The sequence below is a fragment of the Borrelia sp. A-FGy1 genome (assembly GCF_014084025.1).
Taxonomy (GTDB): Bacteria; Spirochaetota; Spirochaetia; order Borreliales; family Borreliaceae; genus Borrelia.
In genome coordinates this window covers 1-6,955 of the sequence record NZ_CP043696.1, presented here as the reverse complement: position 1 = coordinate 6,955, position 6,955 = coordinate 1, and the positions used below count along the sequence as shown (strand labels likewise).

7 protein-coding genes and 1 pseudogene are annotated in these 6,955 nt (G+C 27.1%); 3 read left to right on the top strand and 5 right to left on the bottom strand.

Annotated features, from left to right (window positions below):
- Nucleotides 1–103: 103 nt before the first annotated feature.
- Complete coding sequence (locus tag F0310_RS05900; protein WP_476577998.1) at nucleotides 104–232, bottom strand: hypothetical protein; 129 nt, start codon at nucleotides 230–232, stop codon at nucleotides 104–106.
- 532 nt (nucleotides 233–764) lie between these two features.
- On the opposite strand from F0310_RS05900, the gene F0310_RS05365 reads away from it, so the two are divergent.
- The 3 genes from F0310_RS05365 to F0310_RS05355 all read left to right on the top strand — a co-directional run bounded on the left by F0310_RS05365 (nucleotide 765) and on the right by F0310_RS05355 (nucleotide 3,737).
- Nucleotides 765–2,144: a plasmid maintenance protein gene (locus F0310_RS05365; RefSeq protein WP_182117942.1), complete on the top strand. Its 1,380-nt coding sequence runs from the start codon at nucleotides 765–767 to the stop codon at nucleotides 2,142–2,144.
- A gap of 83 nt (nucleotides 2,145–2,227) precedes the next feature.
- Entirely contained in the window at nucleotides 2,228–3,001 is a 774-nt protein-coding gene (locus F0310_RS05360; RefSeq protein ID WP_182117941.1) for a ParA family protein, read from the top strand.
- An 88-nt stretch (nucleotides 3,002–3,089) separates the two neighbouring features.
- Nucleotides 3,090–3,737 (top strand): chromosome replication/partitioning protein, encoded by a 648-nt coding sequence (locus F0310_RS05355; RefSeq protein WP_182117940.1) that lies wholly within the window; start codon nucleotides 3,090–3,092, stop codon nucleotides 3,735–3,737.
- A 552-nt stretch (nucleotides 3,738–4,289) separates the two neighbouring features.
- Here the strand turns inward: F0310_RS05355 and F0310_RS05835 are convergent.
- The 4 genes and pseudogenes from F0310_RS05835 to F0310_RS05340 form a co-directional block, all read right to left on the bottom strand.
- Nucleotides 4,290–4,721, bottom strand: a pseudogene (locus F0310_RS05835) (phage terminase large subunit family protein); the annotation flags it as partial.
- 18 nt (nucleotides 4,722–4,739) lie between these two features.
- On the bottom strand, nucleotides 4,740–5,600 hold the full coding sequence (locus F0310_RS05830) for a PBSX family phage terminase large subunit (RefSeq protein WP_232535984.1): 861 nt from the start codon (nucleotides 5,598–5,600) through the stop codon (nucleotides 4,740–4,742).
- Between the two features lie 68 nt (nucleotides 5,601–5,668).
- Complete coding sequence (locus tag F0310_RS05345) at nucleotides 5,669–6,337, bottom strand: hypothetical protein (protein ID WP_182117939.1); 669 nt, start codon at nucleotides 6,335–6,337, stop codon at nucleotides 5,669–5,671.
- 45 nt (nucleotides 6,338–6,382) lie between these two features.
- A complete protein-coding gene (locus F0310_RS05340) occupies nucleotides 6,383–6,853 on the bottom strand; it encodes a DUF261 family protein (RefSeq protein WP_182117938.1) in 471 nt (156 codons plus the stop codon).
- Nucleotides 6,854–6,955 lie beyond the last annotated feature (102 nt).

Sequence of the window (6,955 nt, the reverse complement as noted above, 5' to 3'; positions counted from 1 at the left end):
CTAGAGCATGGTCCACAAGCTTTACTTCAGGCAGTTCCTGCCTTAGTTTTTATTTCTTTATAAGCTTTATTAGCACCCATTATTTTTTAAAATTATATTATATCTAAACTTGCTTTACAAATTCATCTCCACCTAAATTTCTACAAAATTTAGGTAAAGCATCCTTTGCTATTTTTTGATAAAGAGGATTTAGACATCTACATGAAATAGTAGAAATTGAATATTCACTCACACTCAAGTATTACATTACTCGTTATGCATACACTCTAAAAAAACCAAGTCAAATAAAAAAAACTTCTCTTAAGAGAAGCCTTATCATTCAAACCGAAACAGGTTATAGCTCAAGGATTTTTACAAAAAAACTATAACCCAAATTCATTATATATACTTTTTTTCTAAAAAGCAAATTTTTTAATATTTTTTTTTAAAAAAAATTAACACTTTATCTAAGGATAATCTTTTTTTTAAAATTTTTATAAACTTTTATAAAAATTTTAAAAAAAATAAACTACTAGAAACAATGAGTGAAAAATATCAAAAAAATAAAATAAAATCTTGTATACCTTCAGCTAAAAGTTAGTTCATTTTACCTAAAGATAACAAAGAAATCTCCTCCTAAATTTCACAGAAATTATAGGTAAAAAATTCTTTGTTATTTTTAGCTAAAACCTATTTACATTTTTAACAATTTATGAAAAAATTAATACTGTTAAGATATAAAGACTTAACAATTACCGAAACTTTATATATCAAGGAGATTTAAAATGGCAAATGCCATTCAAAAAAAGTACCATTGCTTGACCACTGAGTGTAGCAGCACAAAACAAACAAATCTTGTTATTTTAGTATCAACACTTGATTTTGTAAATAATAAGCATAATCAATATACACAAAAGTATTTATACCATTGCTTTACTCTTAATCAAAAAAGGTTTAACAAAAAGATAATTTCACAAGAAACTTTTAGAAAATACTTATACATACTTGAAAAATTAAAAATAACAGATAATTATTGTAAAAGAAAAGGAAAGCAAAAGGGAAGTGAGATTAGATACACCCTCCTACATAACAAAAAAGAATGTAATAAATTAATTAACAATCATTTTATGGAAGAAAAAGAGAAAAGCTTTTCTAAAAGCTTTAAAGCTTATTGGAAAAAAAAACAAAATAAAAGTGAAAATAAAAATATTTTAACAAAAAATACCTATGGTAAACACCATTGTAATAGTAATAAAAATAATAATATAAAGAATATAGAAAAAAGAGAAAATCTTTCTTTAATAAAAACTTCAAAAAAATCTTTTAAGAAAAATAAAAGAAATACGAATAACAAAACAAGACACGTAAAATATGCTAATAAATGTGAATTTAAATCAAATAACATCTTGAATCTTATATCCAAGCTAAATACTAATGAGGAGAATAAGATAAACCACCTAAAAAACTATAAGCGAATTGAATTAGAATGTAATAATATACATATAAATGAGCTTGAAGCCATTGTATTTCCTATTATAAAGAACAATTATAAAAATCCATACTATTTGTACAAATTCAATAAATATGGCTGTTTCGCTAGGATAGTAGAATATTTTAATGGTGATAAGGGTAAATTCGAAATCAAAAATGGAATTATTTATGAAAAAAGTATACAAATAACTAAAGATTTTGATAAGAAACGAAGGGATTTATTACAAAAAACGATAGAAAATGTAAAACAAGAACTTATAAAGAAACATTACAAACAAGAGGATTTAGACACAGAATTTGCTAAGTTATTTGATAAGTATAAAACTAAGCCTCATTTCATTTTAGAACACAATAAGTACCAAGATTTGCCAAGATTCATAAGTTATGTTAAAAATAAATGCCATAAAGTAGAGACAAGTAAAGAAACAGAAGCAAATAATAGAAGTGCATTATTCAGCATAATATTAGATAGAGCAACTTTAAAATATCCTAGCATAGAAGTAAAGAAAATAAGATTGAAAGTAAGAAATTATATGAGGACTATAGAAAATATTGAATGGGAATTGATTAAAGACAACACATATCTTTACAACTTTATGAATGGATTAGGAAAAGAGGAAGATATGCACAATAATAACAAAATAAGTATAAGAACAGAAAATAATATTTCTTGATATTTTTTTATTAAATTAATTAGATTCTATGAATGGACATATATTTATTAATAATAAATCTTTAAAATAGGAGGATATGAGGATTGGAAGCTAAAAAAACACCTAAAATAATATCAGTAGCAAGTATCAAGGGCGGTGTTGGTAAAAGCACAACTTGTTTAATTCTTGCAAAACTATTAGCACAAGAACATAAAGTCTTACTTATTGACATGGATACACAAGCTTCTATTACTAGTTATTATAGTGATCCAGTGAAATCAAAAAAAGTTCACATACCTATGTTTAATGTATATGAAATGCTTAAGGGAGAATTACTTATTGATAGTACTATTGTAAATGTATGCCAAAATATTGATATAATCCCTAGCTATTATACATTACAAAATTTCGTGAAATATTGTTGGGATAGCAGAGAGATTAGATATGGAGAAGCACAATTTTTTCTAAGAGACGCAATGCAAGGATTAACAAGAGAATATGATTATATTTTAATTGATAATCCACCCTCAATGGATATCATTTTAACAAATTCTCTTCTTGTTAGTGATTATGTAATTGTACCTGTTGTATGTGAATTATGGACATTTGAAAGTTTAGAACTTATTTATGCTCAGGTTTATAACACATTAAAATTAGAAATTCCTATATATGTGATAGCCACTAGATTCAAAAATAGAAGTACTTATAAGTATTTTTACAAGGAATTTATAAAAAGAGATAATTTTTTAGGTGTTGTATCAGAACGGGAAAGTTTAAATAAAAGTATCTTTTCTAAGATTGACTTTGATATGACATGTGATTATGTAAGTGAATATCAAACAATTTGGAATAATTTTTTATCTAAAATAGGAAAATGATTAACGAGTATGTTTATAATTATTTCATGCATGAAAGATATAATTTGAATTAATTTTTATATTTCATGAGTTTTAAAGGAGGAAAAACATGACAGAATTAAAACCCAATATTAGCTTAAGAGTTGATAAGCAGTCCTTATACGAAGAAAAAGAAATAAAAGAGCAAAAACTGAAAAAACTGATAGAAAAGTTGAAGTCATTAGCTGTAAAAGATATTAGGACAAAGATTGAAATGATTAAAACGGTGTTTGAAATATACGATGAAAAATTATATATAGTGGGAGGCTATAATAGTTTTGTAGAGTTTATAAAGACATGCGGAACATCAGTTACAAATGCTTATATGTTTATTAAAGTAGGTAAAGCATTAAAAGAAGGGCAAATAACAGAAAAGGATATTATTGAGAGAGGGATAGATCATATTAAGATGATTGTAAAGGAAGGTAACTATCAGTCTTTAAAAGAAGGAAAAGCGGAGAAAGATATTCCATTAAGGATACTAATACCGTCAAAAAATGCATATTCATACTTTAAATCAAACACTAAATTTACATCTTATGTCTTATCCAGAATCTATGATGAGCATAGGCAATTATTGGATACCTTATTTTATGATTATAACAAAGAAAAAAAAGATAAAAAAAAACATGAATCAGAAAGTGTTATTGAAATGGGAGCAGAAAGACATATAGATGATGCTAGCTCCCAAATACAGAAATATAATAACAATTATTAAGTAGTTGTGTAATATGCAGTTTACAGAACTACTGGTGGCAAATCAATCTCTAATATATTAAGCTTCTTGTATAAATCAGTACAGGAAGTCTTTTTTTATATTTTTTAACTAAAATCAGCAAAAAACAATGATAATAAATTAAGTGAACTGCTATTTCTAAATCAAAGATTATAGAAATAGCTTCTTGTATCATCCCAAGATAGCTTTTTAGGCTCTAAAAGAGCGGTCATCCACTAGAGCATGGTCCACAAGCTTTACTTCAGGCAGTTCCTGCCTTAGTTTTTATTTCTTTATAAGCCTTACTAGCACCCATTATTTTTTAAAATTATATTATATTTAAACTTGCTTTACAAATTCATCTCCACCTATAATTTCTATGAAATTTAGGTGGAGATGAATTTGTTATTTTTTGATAAAGGGCTAAAATCTTCATAAATATGATATTAGGTCTCATGTTTTAGTTAACTTTACTGTTACTTAGATAGTATTGAACTGATTTTGATGTTAGTAGTTTACGGAATTAGATATCAGATTTGTTTGACAAAGCAATACTTAGTAATATTTTACTTTGGTAAAGTGAGTTCGCTTTTCTTTGTTATTTCCTGTTAGTAGTAAGAATGCATTAGCTAGAGAGTCTAATGCATCGTCATGAGTTTTGCCGTCCCCCTTATAAGCATAAATATCATTAATAACAGATTTATCGATGTCTTTTAGAAATTCTATTAATTTGCCGTTCAATATGGGTATTAAAGAACAGATACGAGTAAATTTATTTGAAATAGGTTTGACAGGCGAGATTCTAAAAAAAGAGTCGCATTGACTGCGTAGATTTAGTAAAGTTTGTGTTAGTCTTCCCATACCCTTAACGCTATCTCTATCCTCTACAAAAAGAATTTTTACATTAAACCCTTCAACAATTGTCTTAATCCTATAAAGGATATCTTCATCGTAAACAGGTCGTTTATCTTGGTAAATGTATGTATAAAGCTTATTTTTATATTTCTATAGTATGCAAATAGCAGTATTATCGCCCCCAATAGTAAAAGCAGGGTCAATATAGCATATAGGAGCACTAAATTTATAATCAGCAGTAAATTCTATTTGGTGAAAAATGGACTCATGACTTGCAACCCATTGGCCTAAAAGTACTCGTGCTTTGTATGTGGGTAGGTGTTCGTATGTAATCTCTTGTTCACGTATAAAATCATCAGAAAGTTTTTCGTTATCATATGTTGTAAAGTTATATGTAGTGTAAATTTTTGTCTGGTCAATATAGTCAGTCTTGAAGAAATGAGTAGGAAAGTCAGGATTTGTATCAAAGATAGCTATTCTTTTGCCTATCCTAAGTCTTTTTAGAGCTTCTTGTATTGTTTCTTGACTAAGAGTTATAGCTTCATTGACAAACATTAATGCACTGTTACATCCCCTAAGACGCTTAAAATCGCTAGTCTTATCCCCACCATAAAGATTAACCCTAAGGGAATCAATTAAAATAAAAGAAGTATTTTGCTTCTTTTTTTTGTAAGAAATGCCAAGTATATCACAGATATTTTCTATCTCACCTAAGATATTAACTTCTATTGAGTTTTGTGAATTACCAATAATAAAGTTATTTACATTTTTTGTGTAAGAATCCCTATATTTTAATAAGTTTTTGATGAAAAGATAACATGCAAGAAATGTCTTACCACTAGCAATCTCACCATTTAATATAATTTTATTTATATCTCCTTTCTTAATTGACTCTAGTACTTCCTTTTGTTTAGGAAGTAAGTTATTAGATTCAAATGAATCAAAATCAATATTTAGGCTTGCACTACTAGCAGGAATATTTTTAAATATTCTTTTGTATTTACTTGCCATTTTACAGGGGAGTAAATATAAGAGCTTTTCTAGTTTAGAGTTCATAATGTAGTAATTATAACAATAGTTTATAAATTATCGTTATAAAGGTATGTTTTGACAATTTGCTTAAATTCCTTATCGTTAAGTGTAGCAGTATAGTATTCCTTTTCAATTTTAAGTCTTTTTAAAAAAATTTTTTCTTTAAAGGTTAGCTTATGTCTTTTAATCTCTTCTTTAAGCTGCAAGCTCTCTGCTATAAGTCTGTTTCTCTCTTCTGTGCTATGATAAGCAGCATTACGCAAAGCATGCTCTATACGAGCAAGATCAGAACGTAAAGCATTATATACCTGTTCTTTAATAACAACTTCGGCATATTTCTCATTAAAAAATAAATTGCTTATAAGTTTAGTAACTTCTACTTTTAGGGTATCAACACTAGCAAGTTTTTTTAAGGCAGCAATAGAAGTAATCTTGCTTAAGTATTCAATACTTTCATCTTCATTTCCACTACATAAAACATGATCAATGCTATTTGAATTAAGTATTCTACCACCAGTGGTATTATAACTAGATTTAATATTATTTAAAATAGTTTTTTGTGTTTGTCTGTAAGAGTTAAGGCATTTATTCATAGCTTTACTTGCACTAGAATAGCTAACACCCTCTATGCGTGCGATATCACTAACGCTAATCTCACCTTCAGAGAAGGATTTATAGTATTTTAGATATTTCCCCTTATAAACCTTGTTTTTCATAAATTCTAAGTTAAAATATTAACATAATTTAAGATTAATTGATGATTAAGGCAGTTTAAATGCATATTGGGTATTAATACTTAAATATGAGAATACTCTTTTTGATATATTACGAGATTTAATGCCTAAGCTGGCCATATCTCTGCTATCATACAAGATTTTCTTTTTATATTTTGCTATATGATGCACAGTATCAAGGGAATTGATATAGACCTCGTAAATGCTAAATTCATTATTCCCTATAGGGTTTAATACACGCTCATAACGACATTTTGGTCTAATAAAGCCAAAATATTCTAGAATAAGACATGGAGATTTAGGAAGTGAACTTTTATCTAGATATCCCTTCTTTATGAAAAGAAAATAGTATTTATTGATGTCTTCTGCTGTAAAATCGATTTTACGAGTAAAGTAATTGATATAAAATAGCAGTGATAAGTAATATCCACCCAATCTTCTTATATTAGTATCTAGAACAGAGTTATATTGTTTGATCTTTGTTATTTCCTTAACCATATTCTTTCTTTATTAGAAATAGCAGTTCATTTACTAATTTGTTTTGAATATTTTCTATACACTGCTTCTGCTATGGGTTTAGTTATAGCAATATATTCCTTC

Bases quoted from the DNA above. Each gene is read 5' to 3' on its own strand.
- F0310_RS05365 (WP_182117942.1), top strand. From the start codon at position 765: ATGGCAAATGCCATTCAAAAAAAGTACCATTGCTTGACCACTGAGTGT.
- F0310_RS05355 (WP_182117940.1), top strand. From the start codon at position 3,090: ATGACAGAATTAAAACCCAATATTAGCTTAAGAGTTGATAAGCAGTCC.
- F0310_RS05830 (WP_232535984.1), bottom strand. From the start codon at position 5,600: ATGGCAAGTAAATACAAAAGAATATTTAAAAATATTCCTGCTAGTAGT.
- F0310_RS05345 (WP_182117939.1), bottom strand. From the start codon at position 6,337: ATGAAAAACAAGGTTTATAAGGGGAAATATCTAAAATACTATAAATCC.
- F0310_RS05340 (WP_182117938.1), bottom strand. From the start codon at position 6,853: ATGGTTAAGGAAATAACAAAGATCAAACAATATAACTCTGTTCTAGAT.